Source organism: Ensifer sp. WSM1721, from assembly GCF_000513895.2.
Classification (GTDB): domain Bacteria; phylum Pseudomonadota; class Alphaproteobacteria; order Rhizobiales; family Rhizobiaceae; genus Sinorhizobium.
This window is the reverse complement of the sequence record NZ_CP165782.1, coordinates 3,478,680-3,495,643: the sequence shown is the minus strand read 5'-3', so window position 1 is coordinate 3,495,643 and position 16,964 is coordinate 3,478,680. Positions and strand designations below refer to the sequence as shown.

The 16,964-nt window shown below is 64.1% G+C and carries 17 protein-coding genes; 11 read left to right on the top strand and 6 right to left on the bottom strand.

Annotation, left to right across the window (positions count from 1 at the left end; translation table 11 throughout):
- The first annotated feature begins 34 nt into the window (after nucleotides 1–34).
- On the top strand, nucleotides 35–688 hold the full coding sequence (gene msrA / locus M728_RS16770) for a peptide-methionine (S)-S-oxide reductase MsrA (RefSeq protein WP_026621790.1): 654 nt from the start codon (nucleotides 35–37) through the stop codon (nucleotides 686–688).
- 344 nt (nucleotides 689–1,032) lie between these two features.
- Nucleotides 1,033–2,025 (top strand): BMP family protein, encoded by a 993-nt coding sequence (locus tag M728_RS16765; protein ID WP_026621789.1) that lies wholly within the window; start codon nucleotides 1,033–1,035, stop codon nucleotides 2,023–2,025.
- Between the two features lie 62 nt (nucleotides 2,026–2,087).
- On the opposite strand, the gene M728_RS16760 is transcribed toward M728_RS16765, so the two are convergent.
- Both M728_RS16760 and M728_RS16755 read right to left on the bottom strand, forming a co-directional pair.
- Nucleotides 2,088–2,300 carry a SlyX family protein gene (locus M728_RS16760; protein WP_034884013.1) on the bottom strand — a complete coding sequence of 71 codons (213 nt, stop codon included), beginning with the start codon at nucleotides 2,298–2,300 and terminating at the stop codon, nucleotides 2,088–2,090.
- A 68-nt stretch (nucleotides 2,301–2,368) separates the two neighbouring features.
- A complete protein-coding gene (locus M728_RS16755) occupies nucleotides 2,369–3,106 on the bottom strand; it encodes a sulfate transporter family protein (protein ID WP_026621788.1) in 738 nt (245 codons plus the stop codon).
- 342 nt (nucleotides 3,107–3,448) lie between these two features.
- On the opposite strand from M728_RS16755, the gene M728_RS16750 reads away from it, so the two are divergent.
- Genes M728_RS16750 through M728_RS16740 form a run of 3 tightly spaced genes read left to right on the top strand, consistent with a single transcriptional unit; the run spans nucleotide 3,449 to nucleotide 6,452 of the window.
- Nucleotides 3,449–4,810, top strand: a complete 1,362-nt coding sequence (locus M728_RS16750; RefSeq protein ID WP_026621786.1) for an amidase — start codon at nucleotides 3,449–3,451, stop codon at nucleotides 4,808–4,810.
- Nucleotides 4,807–5,718, top strand: coding sequence for an ROK family protein (locus tag M728_RS16745; protein ID WP_026621785.1), 912 nt, complete (start codon nucleotides 4,807–4,809; stop codon nucleotides 5,716–5,718). Before M728_RS16750 ends, M728_RS16745 begins: the two co-directional genes overlap by 4 nt.
- On the top strand, nucleotides 5,715–6,452 hold the full coding sequence (locus tag M728_RS16740; protein ID WP_026621784.1) for a copper homeostasis protein CutC: 738 nt from the start codon (nucleotides 5,715–5,717) through the stop codon (nucleotides 6,450–6,452). Before M728_RS16745 ends, M728_RS16740 begins: the two co-directional genes overlap by 4 nt.
- On the opposite strand, the gene nagA is transcribed toward M728_RS16740, so the two are convergent.
- From nagA to M728_RS16720, 4 genes are all read right to left on the bottom strand, one after another.
- Nucleotides 6,449–7,609, bottom strand: a complete 1,161-nt coding sequence (nagA, locus tag M728_RS16735; protein WP_026621783.1) for an N-acetylglucosamine-6-phosphate deacetylase — start codon at nucleotides 7,607–7,609, stop codon at nucleotides 6,449–6,451. The two genes, M728_RS16740 and nagA, sit on opposite strands and share 4 nt — an antisense overlap.
- Entirely contained in the window at nucleotides 7,606–8,628 is a 1,023-nt protein-coding gene (locus M728_RS16730; protein WP_026621782.1) for an SIS domain-containing protein, read from the bottom strand. The genes nagA and M728_RS16730 overlap by 4 nt, the downstream gene beginning before the upstream one ends.
- A gap of 133 nt (nucleotides 8,629–8,761) precedes the next feature.
- Nucleotides 8,762–9,526: a GntR family transcriptional regulator gene (locus M728_RS16725; protein ID WP_026616745.1), complete on the bottom strand. Its 765-nt coding sequence runs from the start codon at nucleotides 9,524–9,526 to the stop codon at nucleotides 8,762–8,764.
- Nucleotides 9,523–10,407, bottom strand: a complete 885-nt coding sequence (locus M728_RS16720) for an N-acetylglucosamine kinase (protein WP_026622372.1) — start codon at nucleotides 10,405–10,407, stop codon at nucleotides 9,523–9,525. The genes M728_RS16725 and M728_RS16720 overlap by 4 nt, the downstream gene beginning before the upstream one ends.
- Before the next feature lie 198 nt (nucleotides 10,408–10,605).
- Here M728_RS16720 and M728_RS16715 point away from each other — a divergent pair, with 198 nt between their 5' ends.
- From M728_RS16715 to M728_RS16690, 6 genes are all read left to right on the top strand, one after another.
- Nucleotides 10,606–11,505, top strand: a complete 900-nt coding sequence (locus tag M728_RS16715; RefSeq protein ID WP_026622371.1) for an N-acetylmuramic acid 6-phosphate etherase — start codon at nucleotides 10,606–10,608, stop codon at nucleotides 11,503–11,505.
- Between the two features lie 51 nt (nucleotides 11,506–11,556).
- On the top strand, nucleotides 11,557–12,816 hold the full coding sequence (locus M728_RS16710; protein WP_026622370.1) for an ABC transporter substrate-binding protein: 1,260 nt from the start codon (nucleotides 11,557–11,559) through the stop codon (nucleotides 12,814–12,816).
- 242 nt (nucleotides 12,817–13,058) lie between these two features.
- Nucleotides 13,059–14,006, top strand: coding sequence for a carbohydrate ABC transporter permease (locus tag M728_RS16705; protein ID WP_026622369.1), 948 nt, complete (start codon nucleotides 13,059–13,061; stop codon nucleotides 14,004–14,006).
- Nucleotides 14,007–14,018: 12 nt separating this feature from the next.
- Nucleotides 14,019–14,858, top strand: coding sequence for a carbohydrate ABC transporter permease (locus M728_RS16700; protein WP_026622368.1), 840 nt, complete (start codon nucleotides 14,019–14,021; stop codon nucleotides 14,856–14,858).
- 47 nt (nucleotides 14,859–14,905) lie between these two features.
- Nucleotides 14,906–15,919 (top strand): Gfo/Idh/MocA family protein, encoded by a 1,014-nt coding sequence (locus tag M728_RS16695; protein WP_370906477.1) that lies wholly within the window; start codon nucleotides 14,906–14,908, stop codon nucleotides 15,917–15,919.
- Nucleotides 15,920–15,934: 15 nt separating this feature from the next.
- A complete protein-coding gene (locus M728_RS16690) occupies nucleotides 15,935–16,945 on the top strand; it encodes an ABC transporter ATP-binding protein (protein ID WP_026622366.1) in 1,011 nt (336 codons plus the stop codon).
- The last annotated feature ends 19 nt before the right edge of the window (nucleotides 16,946–16,964 follow it).

Here is a 16,964-nt window from a genome sequence, read left to right as displayed (position 1 = left end):
CTTCATCGCTTCCGGCGTAGGAAAGGAGCCGCGGATGTTTCTGATCGACATGTTCAACAAGAAGACCATCCTGCCCGACGCCGCGACCGCCCTGCGCGGGCGCGAGGAGGCGATCCCGACGGCGACGACGCATTTCGTCTCCGGCCGTCCGCTCCAAGACCCCTATCCCGAGGGCATGAAGAAGGTGCTGTTCGGCATGGGCTGCTTCTGGGGCGCCGAACGCCTGCTCTGGCAGATCCCCGGCGTCTATGTGACCGCCGTCGGCTATTCCGGCGGGCTCACGCCGAACCCGACCTACCAGGAGACGACGACGGGGCTAACGGGCCACGCCGAGGTGGTGCTGGTGGTCTATGATCCCGCCAAAGTCTCCCTCCAGCGCCTGCTCAAGACCTTCTTCGAGGAGCACGATCCGACCCAGGGCATGCGCCAGGGCAACGACATCGGCACGACCTATCGCTCGGCGATCTATGTCTATGACGAGGGACAGCTCGCCGAGGCGAGCGCCGCACGCAACGTCTATCAGAAGGCGCTGAAAGCCTTCGATCATGACCGGGCGATCACGACCGAAATCGCGATGGCCGGGCCGTTCTATTTCGCCGAGGACTACCATCAGCAATATCTCGCCAAGAACCCGGACGGCTATTGCGGTCTCAGCGGTAGCGGCGTCAGTTGCCCGATCGGCGCGTGACCTTCGCGCCGCGGGCCGAAACCGGGGCGCGGCCCCCCCCTTCTCAACTTCCGGCCGCTTTGCCGGCTCTTGCGCTCCAGCGCTGCGCGTCCGATCAGACGCGCACAGATCGCCGTAGCTCTTTGAATCGCTGCATGATTCGCTCCTCGAACCGATTGCGATTCAAGCAATCGCCGCGGCCGGGCGGCGTTTTTACCATCTGAAAAATTTTGAGTGTTTTTTTGCCGAAGGCGTGCAAGGATGCGCCCACCCAAGCCTTAAAGAGGGGCGGGTTCCGCCGATCGGGCCCCATATGGGGCCGGCGGAAGACCCGAAAACATCAATAGCGACAACAGGGCTGCACAATGAAGAAAACCATTCTCGGTCTCTTTGCTTTCTCGATGATGTCTGCGACGGCACTTGCCGCGGACATCAAGCCGGCGATCATCTACGACCTCGGCGGCAAATTCGACAAATCCTTCAACGAAGCGGCCTATAACGGCGCCGAAAAGTTTAAGACCGAAACCGGCATCGAATACCGCGAATTCGAGATCGCCAACGACGCCCAGCGTGAGCAGGCGCTGCGCCGTTTCGCCAGCGACGGCAACAGCCCGATCGTCATGGCCGGCTTCAACTGGGCGGCATCGCTCGAGAAGATCGCCGCGGAATATCCGGATACGAAATTCGCGATCATCGACATGGTGGTCGAAAAGCCGAACGTCAAATCGATCGTCTTCAAAGAGCAGGAAGGCTCCTATCTCGTCGGCGTTCTTGCCGGTCTCGCCTCCAAGTCCAAGACCGTCGGCTTCGTCGGCGGCATGGACATTCCGCTGATCCACAAGTTCGCCTGCGGCTATGTCGGTGGCGCCAAGTCGACCGGCGAGAACGTCAAGGTGCTCGAGGCCTATACGGGTACGACGCCGGACGCCTGGAATGACCCGGTCAAGGGCGGCGAAATCGCGAAGTCGCAGATCGACCAGGGTGCCGACGTCGTCTACCACGCCGCCGGCGGTACCGGCGTCGGTGTGCTGCAGGCGGCAGCGGATGCCGGAAAGCTCGGCATCGGCGTCGACTCCAACCAGAACATGCTGCAGCCGGGCAAGGTGCTGACCTCGATGCTGAAGCGCGTCGACGTCGCGGTCTACGACTCTTTCAAGGCGGCCAAGGACGACAAGTTCGAATTCGGCGTCTCCAATCTCGGCCTCAAGGAAGACGGCGTCGGCTACGCGCTCGACGAGCACAACAAGGCTCTGATCACGCCGGAAATGCTGGATGCGGTCGAGAAGGTGAAAGCGGAAATCATCGCCGGCAAGGTCCAGGTGCATGACTACATGACCGACGAGACCTGCCCGTACTGATCCTCTTTCGAGGGGTGCCACACCGCCGGTTCACCCGAACCGGCGGTTTTTTGTTGGGAATTTCAGTAGTGTGGCGGCCGCGTCACCGGGATCGCGTCGCGCGCCTGCTCTTCGAGGCTCAAGAAGCGCTCCGTCAGCCGATCGAGCTTTGCACGCGTCTGCTCGACCACCTTCCACTGTTCGGCGAGCTGATCCGAAAGCTCTTCGATGGTCTTGGCCTGATGGGCCACCGTCTCCTCCAGACGGGTAATCCGGTCCTCTGCCTCGCTCATCATGCTTCTCCATCCGCCAGGTTCAAACTTGCGCGCAGGATGTCCACGCTCGATCGGGTGTCAAGCGTTCATTAACTCCGAAGCGTGAGCGGGGCGACATTGGCGAAACCCGGATCGCGCGCGGAAAGCATCTTGTGCAGGTGCACCATCATGCCGGCAGCGAAAAGCGGCGTCAGCAGGTTGAGCAGAGGTATGGCGAGGAAGGCCGTCAGGACGAGGCCGGCGAGAAATACCGTCGCACGATGTTTGACGCGGAAGAGCCGGGCCTCAGCCGGCGGGCGATGGCGCATGGCGGCGAACTCGAAGAATTCGCGCCCGAGCAGATAGCCGTTGACGAGGAAAAAGGCGACGAGATTGACCCCCGGCACAAGCAGCAGCATGAGAGCGACGATGTTGCCGATAATGACGACGCCCAGGAATTTTACCGAGCTTACCATCGCCTCGGCGAGCGGCAGCGGCGTTCCGGGTGTCTCACCGGGATAGTCGCGCTTCTCCACCACCTCGGCAACGTCGTCGAGGAAGAAGCCGGCGATCAGCGCCGTTACCGGCGCGAGCAGCAGCGCCAGAGCGAGTGCAAGGCCGAGGCTTGCGAAGATACCGACAACGAAGGTCAGCCATCCGGCCCAATCCGGCGTGCCGGGCATCAGCGCGTCTATCCACGGCAGCGCCAGCCAGGCGAAGAGCTCACGGATCACAAACCACAGTGCGACGAGCGCAAGCAATGTGAGCCCGATGACCTTCCAGAAGACCGTGCGGGTCTCCGCCGCGAAGAGATTGGCGAAGGCAAGCCGCGCCGCGTCGAGAATCATGATCGATCTCCATAGGACAAGTGGGATCGATGTAGGCAGCCGCACCGGCGTCGGCAAGACACTTGCGTCGAGCGCTCTCGCTGTGCACCTAAGGCGCGTCGCGTTAATCGACTTCATGGGACGCGCTCAGGTCGTTTTCGTGCATGTCGTTGTCCCAAAACCGCTGCACTGTTTGGGCGATATGCATTAACGGATCTCTCCGCCAAGCGTAGCCGATCAAGGAAGGACGCACGACGCTGTAGAATCAACGGGCCGGCGCTGGCAAACACCATGCACGGCGATATGCTAAACGGAACAAGTCAGGTCCGTCGCGGCGGACCGTAGACAGCCAAGGGGGAAGCCATGACCCACCACAAGACGCTTGCGAGCCTTGCCGTCCTCGTACAATCGGGGCAATTGGATCCGGTCGCACTCGCCGAGGATACGCTGACACGCATCGAAAGCCATTCGGATCAGGCGATCTTCGTCGGGCTCACGCGCGAACGGGCGACACGGGAAGCAGAGGCCGCTTCCGCGCGCATCAAGGCCGGCCGTTCGCTGGGCCTTCTCGACGGCCTGCCCGTAGCTTGGAAGGATCTCTTCGATCTTGCCGGCGGCGTCACGACCGCCGGCTCCATCGTCCTCAAGGACAGTCCGCCGGCCGCGGCCGATGCGGCGGTCGTCGCGGCGCTCAGCGGTGCCGGCATGGTTAGCGTCGGGCGCACCAATATGAGCGAATTCGCCTTCTCCGGCCTCGGCATCAACCCGCATTACGGCACGCCCCGCAATCCGGCCTCTACCGACATTCATCGCATTCCCGGCGGCTCCTCCTCGGGCTCCGCTGCAGCGGTCGCCGCAGGTCTTGTACCGCTCGCGATCGGCACTGACACGGGCGGATCGGTCCGCATCCCGGCTGCGATGACCGGCATCGTCGGCTATAAGGCAACGCGTGGGCGCTATGCGATGAGGGGCGTTTTCCCGCTCGCCGAAAGTCTCGATTCACTTGGCCCCCTTTGCCATACGGTGCAGGACGCCGTCTGGGCGGATGCGGCCATGCATGGACTGACCGCGCCGGTGATCCGCCGCGCGGAAATCGCCGATCTCTCCATCGTCGTTCCGGAGACCATCGTCTTCGACGAGGCCGAGCCGGAAGTCGTTACGGCCTTCGAGCAAGCGATCAAGCGGCTCGAGGCGGCGGGGGCGAAGATCAGGCGCCAGGCTTTCCCGAGCTTTTCCGAAATCTTCGAGCTGATGGCGCGCCACGGCGCACTGGTGAACGCGGAAGCCTATGCGCTTCATCGGGACCGCCTCGCCGGCCCCGAAGCGGCGCGCATGGACCACCGTGTCGTCGCCCGCACGCGCCTCGGCGAAAAGATCACGGTGAGCGACTACATCGCGCTTCTCGACGCCCGCGACCGGCTGATCCATGAAACCGTCGAAGGCCTCAAGGCCGGCGAGTTGGTCGCGCATCCGACCGTGCCGCATGTGGCGCCGCCGATCGATCCGCTGCTTGCTGACGACGATCTCTTCTTCAAGGTGAACGCCAGGACGCTGCGCAACACCTCGATCGGCAATTTCCTGGATTTCTGCGGCGTTTCCATCCCCTGCGGCTCGGGGGCGGCTGGAATGCCGGTCGGCTTTCTCCTATCAGCGCCGCACCACCAGGACGACCGGCTGCTTTCCGCAGCACTGGCCGCTGAAGCGATCATCCGGGGTGAGGCATGATCGTCTGCTTCGACATCGGCGGCTCGGCGATAAAGGGCGCGATCACCCATTCGCCGGAGCGGATCTTCCCGCTTCCCCGCCGCACGACGCCGCTCACCGATTTTCGCCGCTTCGTCGAGACGATGGAGGCGGTGCTCGACGAAGCGGGCGGACTGCCCGACGGAATCGCGATCTCGATTACCGGCGTCATCGACCCCGAAACGCGGCGGATCAAATGCGCCAATATCCCCTGCATCGACGGACGTGAACTGGCGGCGGAGCTCGAGGCGGCGCTGCACCTCCCGGTCAAGATCGCCAATGATGCCGATTGTTTCGCGCTTGCCGAAGCCGGCATCGGCGCCGGACGCGGCCACCGCATCGTCTTCGGCGCGATCCTTGGCACCGGCGTCGGTGGCGGCCTGGTGGTCGACGGCAAGCTGATAAACGCCGACGGCGGCTTTGCCGGCGAATGGGGACATGGGCCCGCCGTCGCATCGGAGGGGGGACATCCGCCGATCGCCATACCGGCCTATCCCTGCGGCTGCGGGCAAAGCCGCTGCGTCGACACCGTCGGCGGCGCGCGTGGGCTTGAAAGGCTGCATGAGACGATCCATGGCAAGACGCTCTCGAGCCAGGAAATCATTGCCGCCTGGCAGGACGGGGACGCGGCCGCGGCGCGGTCGATCGACGTCTTTGTCGACCTCTTAAGTTCGCCGCTGGCTTTGGTGATCAACATAACCGGCGCGACAATCGTGCCGGTCGGAGGCGGCCTCTCGAATTCCGAGGCACTCATCGCCGAAATCGATCGGACCGTGCGGACCCGAATCCTCCGCGGTTTCGACGGGCCGCTGGTGGTCAGCGGCGAGTGCCGGGTGGAGCCGGGCCTGATCGGGGCCGCCCTGCTCGGCTTCGGAGGGAAGGCATCGTGAGCGGCATCCTGCTCGAGGTCTGCGTCGACGATGCGCAAGGATTGGCGGCGGCGATCGAAGGCGGCGCCGACCGGATCGAACTCTGTTCGGCGCTTGCCGTCGGAGGCCTCACTCCGAGCGCCGGGCTGATGGCGCTCGCCGGCCCGCCGCCGGTGCCGGTCTATGCGATGATCCGTCCCCGCCCCGGCGATTTCGTCTATGGCGCGGCCGATCTCGATATGATGCGCCGCGACATTGATGCGGCGCGCGCCGCGGGCCTCGCCGGCGTGGTACTAGGGGCCTCACGCTCGGATGGCCGGCTCGATGCGCGGATGCTCACGAAGCTCACCGGCCACGCCGCTGGACTTGGCCTTACGCTGCATCGCGCCTTCGATCTGGTGCCCGATTTCGCCGAGGCGATCGAGATCGCGGCGGAGCTCGGCTTCGAGCGCGTCCTGACCTCGGGCGGCGCGAAAACCGCGCCGGAAGCGGTCGACACGCTGGCGCGGCTCGTCGAATTGGCGGCGGGACGTGTTTCCATCATGCCAGGCTCAGGCGTCAGCCTCAGCAGCATCGACGCGCTGCTGCCGAGGCTTGCGATCACGGAGGTGCATTCGTCCTGCTCTGTTGGTGAGCCGACTCGAAACCGGCGCCTGATGGAGATGGGCTTCGCCACAGCGGAGCGGCGCGTCACGAATGCGGCGACGATCCGGGCGATGCGGACGCGCCTCGACGCGTTGACGACGAAGCCTTAGGCGGAGAAAACGACGTCTCCGCCGATCCAGGTCGACTTCATGCCGAGCTCGGGTGTGAGCAGCACGAAATCGGCGTCGGCCCCGGGCAGGAGCCGGCCCTTGTGCGAGGCTATGCCCATAGCGTCGGCCGGATAGGCGGATGCCATGCGGATCGCCTCCTCGATCGTCAGGCCGAGCTTCTCATGTACGAAGCGGACCGAGGAGAGCATGTCGATGTCGGCTCCGGCGAGCGTGCCGTCGGCGAGCGTCAGCCGCCCGCCCTGGCGAAGGATTTCGCGGCCGTTCAGGAAGAATCTGGTCTGATCGGTGCCGATCGGCGACATCGCATCGGTGACGAGGAATATCTGCCCCGGGCCCTTTTTGCCGCGCAGCGCGATGCCCATCGCAGCCGGAGCGACATGGAAGCCATCGGCGATCAGGCCGGCATGCAAGGCTCCGGTCGCGAGCGCCGCGCCGACCAAACCCGGTTCGCGATGGCCGAGTCCGCTCATCGCGTTGAAGAGATGCGTGACGGTTCGGGCGCCTGCCTTGGCGTAGGCGCAGGCCGTATCGAACCCGGCATCCGTATGGCCGAGGCTGACGACGACGCCGGCATCGGCGAGCGCTTTCACCTGCTCCCTCGTCGCATTTTCCGGGGCGACCGTAACCATCAGGCAGCCGAGCGCCTTGGCGCAGGCGAGCATCTCGGCGAGATCGTCATCCTCCATCGGCCGGATCAGAGACGGATCGTGAGCTCCCTTGCGCGCGACGGAGAGATGCGGACCTTCTAGATGCAGCCCCAGGAAACCGGGCACCGCCGCGGCCCTCGCCTCGAGACCCGCCTCAATGGCCGCGGTCCTGACCTCGCGCGTGTCGGTGATCAGCGTCGGCAGCAGCGCGGTGGTGCCGAACTTCGCATGCGCCGCGCAGACCTGCCGGATGCAGTCGAGCGTCGGCTGCTCATTCAAAAGTGCGCCGCCGCCGCCGTTCACCTGCAGATCGATGAAACCCGGCACGAGCAGCAGGCCACGGGCATCGATGATCTCTCCCCCGGCCGCGGCACTACTGGCTGGAACGATCGCTTTGACATGCCCGGCCTCGATGACGAGGGCGGCACCGTCATGCCAGTCGATACCGTCGAAAATTCGCGCTCCGGTGATCGTCTTTCTCGCAGTCATCGTGTCTCCGTAACCTTTTTGAGGCTCGCCGGCGCATCGGGGTCGAGCCCGCGCGAACGCGACCAGGCTTCGACGAAGCCATAGAACGGCAGGATCAACGTCAGCGCGTCGGTGAGCGGATGACCGGTCTCGACGAAGGGCAGGCGCTTTGCCGTTTTCGCCCGTGCGGAGGTCACGTGCACGACGGCGCCCTTGGCGCTCATGCCGTCGGCGATGTCGGCGACCGAAGCCTCGGCCGCATCGCGAGCGGCAAGAACCAGCACCGGAAAGCGGGGGCCAACGAGCGCCACCGGTCCGTGCAGCACTTCCGCCGCGGAATAGGCCTCGGCATGCATGCCCGACGTCTCCTTGAACTTCAGCGCCGCCTCACTGGCGATCGCGAGCGCCGGGCCACGGCCCAGCACGTAGAGCGATTCCGCTTCGCCGAGATCGGCGGCGAAATCCTGCCAGTCGAGCTTCACAGCCCTGGCGAAATGGTTCGGCAGCTCCGCGACAGCGCGCTTCAGGCTTGCGTCGCCGGTCCATTCGCCGAGGACGGCAAGACCCGCGACGATGGAGTTAACATAGGACTTGGTCGCCGCCACGGCAATTTCTGGGCCGGCGAGAATATCGAGCGGATGGGTGCAGGCTTCCGCGATCGGCGAGGGAACCGTGTTCGTCAGTGCGATCGACACGGCACCTGCGCGCGTCGCGGCTTCCGCCATGGCGACAATGTCCGGGCTCTTGCCGGATTGCGAGATCGCGATCGCCGCGGCGCCGCCGAGCCGCAGATCGGCACCATAGATCGAGGCAAGGGACGGGCCGAGCGAGGCGACGGGACGGCCGGCCGTGAGCTCGATCGCATATTTCAGGAACAGGGCGGCGTGATCGGAGGAGCCGCGGGCGATCGTCACCAGAAAGGCAGGATCCTTGGCCTTGAGCGCGCCGCCGGCAGCAGCGAGCGCGGCGCCCGAGCGGTCCAGCAACCTGGCGGCGGCCTCGGGGATCTCGTCGATTTCTCGCCGCATATTGGTCTGCATCGTCATGTCCTTTCCTTGAGAGCCTACAGCGCCGTGCGTCTTTTCAGACGCACAAAGGACGCTGTAGCACTTTGAATGGCTGCATGTTTTTGTCCTTAAATCGGGTACGATTTAAGGAAACATGCAGTAAGCCTCAGCTTTCCGGGATCGTCAGCTCCGCGACGAAATCATAGGTGTCGCCCCGGTAGAGCGAACGGGTGAATTCGACCACGCGTCCCGATGCGAGATAGGAGACGCGCTCGATCGAAAGGCCGGCGGCGCCGACGGGAACGCCGAGCATCGAAGCATCCGGGTCCTTGATGTTGCAGGCGGAGATGCGCTGCACGGCACGGACCGGCCGGGCATGCTTCTTTTCGAGCGCGGCATAGAGAGATGAGGTCACGGCGAGCGGATCGGGGACGAATTCCGCCGAGACGCAGGCGCGCTCGATCGCAAGCGGCATATCGTCTGCGATGCGCAAGCGGCCGAGGCGGGCGACCAGCGCGTCGGCCGCAAGGCCGAGCGTCATCATCTCGTCGGGCGAGGGATGGAAGAGCCCCCGTTCCAGCCACTCCGCCCGGGTGTTGAGGCCGCGCCGGGCCATGTCCTCGGTAAACGAGGTGAGCCGCGAGAGCGACTGTTCGACGCGCGAGACCGGCCGGACGACGAAGGTGCCGGAGCCGTGCCGGCGCACCAGCAGCCCGTCGCGCACGAGGTCATCCACGGCTTTGCGCACGGTCACGCGGCTGACATTGGCGTAGTCGGCGAGGTCCCTCTCCGGCGGCAACGCATCGCCATGATTGAGCTTGCCCGAGAGGATCGCCTCTTCGAGCGACTGCCTGAGTTTGAGATAGAGCGGGCCCGCGCCGCCCGACTGCAGACCCTCGAGCGGCAGGATGGCGGCAAGCTGCTGGTTCATGCAGAGACCTCCGGCCGGGACCCGAAGCGGGCGGCAGCGAGCGCGACGGCACCGGTCAGAGCATCGGCCTCCGCCTCGACGAAAAGCGGTTGGTGCCGCTCGGCAAGCCAGCGGCGATAGAGCGGCGCGAGCCCGCCGAGCAGGCAGATCGTCCGGCTCCCCCTGGAGACCACCACGTCGAGCGCCTCGTCCACCGTGGTCGCAGCTGCCTTGATGAGGCGCAGCGCCACCGGATCGCCACGCTCGGCGTGGTCGAAGACGCGCGGCGCATAGCGCCCGAACTCGCCGGGCTTGGCTAGGCGCGCGAAATCGACGACGTCGCGCGGATCGTTGTTGAACTCGGAAAGCACGGAATCCGTCACGGCCGAACCCTCATGGATGCCGTCATAGGAGAGCAGGCTTTCCTGCAGGAGGGCATGGCCGATGCGCGCGCCGCTGCCATGATCGCCGATCGTGAAACCCCAACCACCGATATAGCTGACCGCATCTCCTTCGCGGGCGATATAAATGGTGCCGGTTCCGAGGATCGCGACCGCCCCGTCCTTATCGCCTAGGGCGCCTTGAAGGGCGATCAGCCCATCGGATTCGATGTCCGCGACGGCGAAGGGAAGCCGCCTTTTCACGTAATGAACGGCGTCACCGACGTTGTGGCCGGCCACGCCGAGAATGGCGCGCGATGCCGTGATGCCGGCCGGATCGAGCCCCGCATCCTCGAAGGCCGCGCGCGCCGCATCGGTGATATTCTGCAGCGCCGTTTCGGGATCGGTGAGAATATTAGCGGCGCCCGCTTTTCCGCGGCCAAGGATGCGACCGTCCGGGAGCGCAACGGCTGCGCGGCAGCTCGTTCCGCCACCATCGATTCCGATCAGGTAAAACGTCATGGACACCTCCGTCCCCCAAGATACCAAAAAAATACCATTAACCAAGCGCCATTTCGAACAAAGATACCAGATTCGCGTTAAATCTTTGATTTTCTCCCGTAAATTTCACCCATCGGTGTTTTCTGACCTCAAAAGTTAAATTTCTCCTAGACAAGTGGTATTTTTTTGGCATTAATTCCCGAAGAGGAGAACGTTGTCATGCCCGCAGCCAAGACCGAAGAGCGCCACGACAATTCCAAGGGCCTGGATGTGATGCATCCGGCGCTGGCCCTCCGCCTGCTTGCCTCCGGCCAGCAGGCCGCGGCGAAATCCGTCGATCAGGCGATCGAGCCTATTGCCGCGGCGGCCGCACTTTCCGCGGAAGTTCTTGCCGCCGGCGGGCGGCTTGCCTATGCCGGGGCCGGAAGCTCGGGCCTGATGGCCATGGCCGACGCGCTCGAACTGCCCGGCACCTATGGCATCCCGAAAGAACAGATCGCCATACTGCTTGCCGGGGGCGCTCGGAGCCTCGCCGATCTTGCCGGCGGCTACGAGGACGACATGGAGCTTGCGCGCGCCGACGTGCGTGACGCCGGCATTGGAGCCGGCGACTGCCTGATCTCCGTCTCCGCCAGCGGCTCCACTCCCTACGCGCTCGCCGCCGCCGACGAAGCCAAGAAGCGCGGCGCGAAGATCATTGCCATGGCGAACAATGCCGGCGCGGCTCTCTTCAACGGCGCCGACGTCGCGATCCTCCTGCAAACGCCGCCGGAGGTGGTGTCCGGCTCGACGCGCATGGGCGCGGGAACCGCGCAGAAGATCGCCTTCAACATGTTTTCGACGCTGGTCGGCATTCATCTCGGCCATGTGCTCGACGGCCACATGGTCAACCTGCGCGCCGACAACATCAAGCTGCGCGGCCGTGCAATCCGGATCGTCTCGGATGTGACCGGCGTCGGCGCGGCCGAGGCCGGCCGGCTGATCAGCCTCGCCTCCGGCTCGGTCAAGGTCGCGATCCTGCTCGCCTCCGGGGCGAGGGACGTAGCGGAGGCCGAAGCGGCACTTCAAAATGCCAAACAGAATTTGCGCCGGGCGATGGCGATCGTCTCGCACGAATGAAACCGGGATCCAAACCGCGCCGTGACGGCGCTTATAAGAGGGAGAACCTGAATGACCCGCACAACAATGAAAGGCTTGCTGCTCGCATCGAGCATTCTCGGCTCGGCCGGGCTTGCTGTGGCGCAGGACGTGACGCTGACGATCGAGAGCTGGCGCAATGACGACCTGGCGATCTGGCAGGAAAAGCTGATCCCGGCCTTCGAGGCGAAGAACCCCGGCATCAAGGTGGTCTTCTCGCCGTCCGCCCCGACCGAATACAACGCCGCCTTGAACGCCAAGCTCGACGCGGGCTCCGCAGGCGACCTCATCACCTGCCGCCCGTTCGACCCTTCGCTCGAAGTCTACAACAGGAAGCATCTCGCCGACCTGACCGGCCTGCCGGGCATGGAGAACTTCTCCGACGTCGCCAAGGCCGCCTGGACGACGGATGACGGCAAGACAACCTTCTGCGTGCCGATGGCATCGGTCATCCACGGCTTCATCTACAACAAGGATGCCTTCGACCAGCTCGGCATTTCCGTGCCGACGACCGAGGAGGAATTCTTCGCCGCACTCGACAAGATCAAGGCGGACGGCAACTACATTCCGATGGCGATGGGCACGAAGGACCTCTGGGAAGCCGCGACCATGGGCTACCAGAACATCGGCCCGAACTACTGGAAGGGCGAGGAAGGCCGCCTCGCGCTCATCAAGGGCGAGCAGAAGCTGACCGACGAACCCTGGGTCGAGCCGTACCGCGTGCTCGCCAAGTGGAAGGATTATCTCGGCGACGGTTTCGAGGCGCAGACCTATCCGGACAGCCAGAACCTCTTCACGCTCGGCCGCGCCGCGATCTACCCGGCGGGCTCCTGGGAAATCTCCGGCTTCAACACCCAGGCCCAGTTCAAGATGGGCGCCTTCCCGCCACCGGTGAAGAAAGCCGGCGACACCTGCTACATCTCCGACCACAACGACATCGGCATCGGCCTCAATGCCAAGAGCCCGAACGCGGAGGCGGCCAAGACCTTCCTCAGCTGGGTGGCTTCGCCGGAATTCGCGGAGATCTACGCGAATGCGCTCCCCGGCTTCTTCAGCCTGAACTCGACCGCCGTGAAGATGACCGATCCGCTCGCCCAGGAATTCGTCTCCTGGCGTGAGAAGTGCAAGTCGACGATCCGTTCGACCTATCAGATCCTGTCGCGCGGCACGCCGAACCTCGAAAACGAAGCCTGGGTAGCAGCGGCCAATGTCATCAACGGCACCCAGACGCCGGAAGACGCTGCCAAGAAGCTGCAGGAAGGCCTCGATAGCTGGTACAAGCCGGCTAAGTAAACTTGTAGGGGCGTGTGGCCACAGCCGCGCGCCCCTGTTGCTCCCTGCGCAGGAATTAATCTTCGCGCGGGCACAACGCCGCAGCTTGTGCTTGGATGCGCGAGCGACCGGAAAGTTGGCGAGGCCGACTTCTCCGCGCCCGCAGCGGCGTATCAGCCGAGGCGCGCGACAGGAAACGCGCCCCATTTCGAGCGACATCGAGGCTGCGCAAGCGCCAGCCGGTTAGAACGGGCCAGAGGCCGATGAATCCACGCGAAACCATAACGGACGTCAGTGAGCTGAAGCGCCCCCGGCGCTGGCACATCCTCGTCTTCCTGCTGCCGGCACTCGCCGTCTACACGGCGGTGATGATCCTGCCGCTGATCGAGACGCTCCGCCAGTCCTTCTACAACACGGTCGACGGCCAATACGCCTTCGTCGGCCTCGGCAATTTCAAGGTTCTCTTCGGCGACCCGCGCTGGGCGGCGGATTTCTGGAACGCGCTGAAGAACAATTTCGTCTTCTTCCTCATCCACATGGCAGTGCAGAACCCGATCGGCATTGCGCTCGCCGCCATGCTGTCGATCCCGAAGCTGCGCTTCAGCACCTTCTACCGGACGGCGATCTTCCTGCCGACGCTCTTGTCCTTCGTCATCGTCGGCTTCATCTGGAAGCTGATCCTGTCGCCTATCTGGGGTGTCGCGCCTTACCTCATGGATGTCGTCGGGCTGAAATGGCTGTTCGCGCCCTGGCTCGGGCGGCCCGACTCGGCGCTGATCGCCGTCTCCTTGATCTCGGTCTGGCAATATATCGGCATCCCGATGATGCTGATCTATGCGGCTCTCCTCAACATTCCGGACGAGGTGATCGAGGCGGCCGAACTCGACGGCGTCACCGGCTGGAGCCAGTTCTGGAAGATCAAGCTACCTTTGATACTGCCGGCCATCGGCATCGTCTCGATCCTCACCTTCGTCGGCAACTTCAATGCTTTCGACCTAATCTACACGGTGCAGGGCGCGCTCGCCGGGCCGGACGGGTCGACGGACATCCTCGGCACGCTGCTCTACCGCACCTTCTTCGGTTTCCAGCTCCAGCTCGGCGACCGGTCGATGGGCGCAACGATCGCCGCGATCATGTTCCTCATCATTCTCGCCGGCGTCTCGCTCTATCTCTTCGTCATCCAGCGCCGCATGCGCCGCTATCAGTTCTGAGGAGGATCCAAGATGTCGAAAGCACGCACCTCCCTCGTCCGGACCGGCGCGGTCCATGCCGCGCTGATCGCCTATACACTCGTGGCGCTGTTTCCGGTGTTCCTGACGATCGTCAACTCCTTCAAGAGCCGCAACGCGATCTTTCGCGAACCGCTGGCGATCCCAACGCCCGAAACCTTCAGCCTGATCGGCTATGAGACCGTACTGAAGCAGGGCGATTTCCTCGGATATTTCCAGAACAGCGTCATCGTCACCGTCGTGTCGATCGCGCTCGTGCTGCTCTTCGGCGCCATGGCCGCCTTCGCCCTTTCCGAATATCGCTTCCGCGGCAACGCCTTGATGGGGCTCTATCTCGCTCTCGGCATCATGATCCCGATCCGGCTCGGAACGGTCGCGATCCTGCAGGGCATGGTGGCGGCGAACCTCGTCAACACGCTGACGGCGCTGATCCTCGTCTATACGGCGCAGGGCCTGCCGCTCGCGGTCTTCATCCTCTCGGAGTTCATGCGCACCGTGTCGGACGACCTGAAGAACGCCGGGCGCATAGACGGGCTTTCGGAATATGCGATCTTCTTCCGGCTGGTGCTGCCGCTCATCCGCCCGGCCATGGCGACGGTCGCCGTCTTCACCATGATCCCGATCTGGAACGATCTCTGGTTCCCGCTGATCCTCGCGCCCGCGGAGACGACGAAGACGGTGACGCTCGGCTCGCAGATCTTCATCGGGCAGTTCGTCACCAACTGGAATGCGGTCCTGTCCGCACTGTCGCTGGCGATCTTCCCCGTACTCGTCCTCTACGTCATCTTCTCGCGGCAACTGATCCGCGGCATCACGGCAGGAGCGGTCAAGTGAGTCTTTCCAAAAATCCCATCCGCGTTCTCGTAGCCGGTCTCGGCAACATGGGGCGCAGCCATGCGCTCGCCTACCACGAAAATCCCGGCTTCGAGATCGCCGGCCTCGTCAACCGCTCGAAAGTCGCGCTGCCGGAGGCGTTACGCGGATACGAGATCCTCCCCTCCTTCAAGGAGGCACTTCTCGAACTCAGGCCGGAGCTCTGTTCGATCAATACCTATTCGGACAGCCACGCCGCCTATGCGGTGACGGCCATGGAGGCAGGCTGCCACGTCTTCGTCGAGAAGCCGCTGGCGACCACGGTCGCCGATGCCGAGCGGGTCGTCGCCTGCGCCCGAGCCAACGACCGCAAGCTGGTGATCGGCTATATCCTGCGCCATCACCCATCCTGGATGCGGCTGATCGCGGAAGCCCGCAAACTCGGCGGACCTTATGTCTTCCGCATGAACCTAAACCAACAGTCGAGCGGCGAGACCTGGGCGACGCACAAGTCGCTGATGCAGACGACCTCGCCGATCGTCGACTGCGGCGTCCATTATGTCGACGTCATGTGCCAGATCACCGACGCGAAACCGGTCGAGGTGCGCGGCATGGGCTTGAGGCTCTCGGACGAGATCGCGTCAGACATGTACAATTACGGGCATCTGCAGGTCGTTTTCGAGGACGGCTCGGTTGGCTGGTACGAGGCCGGCTGGGGGCCGATGATGTCGGAGACCGCCTTCTTCGTGAAGGACGTGATCTCGCCGAACGGTTCGGTGTCCATCGTCATGGATGAGAAGGCCAAGTCCGACGACATCGACGTGCACACCAAGACCGCCGTCATCCGCCTGCACAGCGCCGCGACCGGCCCGGACGGACGCTTCCTCACATCGGACGAGGACTTGACGATGGAAGGGGAACCCGGCCACCAGGAACTCTGTAACCGCGAGCAGGCCTTCGTGCTGAAGGCCATCCGCGAAGACATCGATCTCGACCGGCATATGGATGATGCGGTGCAGTCGCTGAAGATCTGCCTGGCGGCGGACGAAAGCGTGCGCATCGGCAAGCCGGTCAAGCTTTAATCAAGAGGGCAACACGTGGGATCACTGCAACTCAAATCCATCCGCAAGGCTTTCGGCACTCATGAGGTGCTGAAGGGCATCGATCTCGATGTAAACGATGGCGAGTTCGTCATCTTCGTCGGACCGTCCGGCTGCGGAAAATCGACCCTTCTGCGCACCATCGCCGGCCTCGAGGACGCGACCTCCGGCAGCGTGCAGATCGACGGCGTCGAGGTCGGCCACGTCGCCCCCGCCAAGCGCGGCATCGCCATGGTGTTTCAGTCCTATGCGCTCTATCCGCACCTGACGGTCAAGGACAATATGGGCCTGGGCTTGAAGCAGGGGGGCGCGCCCAGGGCCGAGATCGAGGAAAAGGTCGCCAAGGCAGCGGGCATGCTGTCGCTCGAACCCTATCTTGCACGCCGCCCGGCCGAGCTTTCCGGCGGCCAGCGCCAGCGCGTGGCGATCGGCCGCGCGATCGTACGCGAGCCGAAGCTCTTCCTCTTCGACGAGCCGCTTTCGAACCTCGACGCAGCGCTGCGCGTCAACACGCGACTCGAGATCGCCCGTCTGCACCGCAGCCTGAAGGCGACGATGATCTATGTCACCCATGACCAGGTCGAGGCGATGACGCTTGCCGACAAGATCGTCGTGCTCAATGCAGGGCGAATCGAGCAGGTCGGCTCGCCGATGGAACTTTACAATCGTCCCGCCAACCTCTTCGTCGCTGGCTTCATCGGCTCGCCGCAGATGAACTTCATCGAGGCGGCGAGGCTCGGCGATGGTGACGCGAAGACGATCGGCATCCGGCCGGAACACATCGGGCTCTCCCGCGACAGCGGCCAGTGGCGGGGCAAGGTGATCCATGTCGAGCACTTGGGCGCGGATACGATCGTCTATCTCGAATCCGACCAGGTCGGGCCGTTGACCGTGCGGCTCTTCGGCGAGCACCGCTACGCCGCCGACGATATCGTGCACGCGACGCCGGTGATCGGCGGCATGCACCGCTTCGACGCCGACGGCCGGGTGATCAATTCCCGTCAATGATCGCCATGAACGCTTGTTC